This is a genomic window from Cellvibrio mixtus subsp. mixtus J3-8 (genome assembly GCF_000766945.1).
GTDB classification, from domain to species: domain Bacteria; phylum Pseudomonadota; class Gammaproteobacteria; order Pseudomonadales; family Cellvibrionaceae; genus Cellvibrio; species Cellvibrio mixtus_A.
In genome coordinates this window covers 13,408-14,299 of the sequence record NZ_KN266208.1, presented here as the reverse complement: position 1 = coordinate 14,299, position 892 = coordinate 13,408, and the positions used below count along the sequence as shown (strand labels likewise).

The window sequence follows — 892 nt, the reverse complement described above, 5'->3', positions numbered from 1 at the left end:
TTTGAGCATTTGCAAGGTGAGTGGTTAAAATCATCGCACTCTGGAGTTGTTCTTTAAATATCTGTGACCACTTAAAAGTGCCCCTCTTATTTTTTATTCTGCGCAACAATTCTATGGAACTACAGTGAAATTAGTTTTGCTATTTATGTGTGCGTTGTTATTGATAGTGCGTAGTGCGTAGTGCGTAGTGCGTAGTGCGTAGTGCGTAGGTTGGGCATTGCTGCCCAACCTACTTGCTATGATTCTCAAACAGGCTCAAATTTCAGCGTACGAATTAACTGGGATAAAGACATGCCTATTGTTGATAATGTACATATAATCGAGTGAGTTATTGTATGCAGCGCACTGTTTTGAAGAAATCACTAGTAAGTGATATCAGTAATCCTCATTTTGCTATGATTAGATATTGGGATTATTTTTATTCATATGAAAGTCTGCGAACAGGAAATATTTTTCTCGATAAGTGCGCTGGGCACATTAAAGCAATTTTTGAAAACAGAAACTCAGATCCTGGATATAGTATTGGGAACACCAATGCATGTGTTAATTTAATTGGCGAGTGGTATTGGGAGGACGTAGTCACTCATTACATAAAAGAATTTAAAAAATTCGAAAAGTATGTCGTTTGCCTAGGATTTAACGATGAGGATTTTGACGGTATATGGACTTGGTATTCAGAGGGATGTAAATATCCTTTTGTTACCTACTCTCAAGAAGAAACCCAAGGTTGGGCGGCATGGTATGTGACCTATCTTGATGAGGAATACCCCGGGGCAAAGAATTTTTTATACTCTGTTTTCAGGCAATACTTTGATCCGGAAGAAAGATTGGCGCTTATCCGTAAAAAGATATCCGGCGAGCTGGAATGGTCATTTGGTTTGGTTGATACTAT

The 892-nt window shown here is 38.3% G+C and carries 1 protein-coding gene; it reads left to right on the top strand.

What is annotated here, in order from left to right; genetic code table 11:
- Positions 1-335 precede the first annotated feature (335 nt).
- Positions 336-892, top strand: a 557-nt coding sequence (locus A596_RS10640; RefSeq protein WP_200882907.1) for a hypothetical protein, incomplete at its 3' end; no start/stop codon positions are given.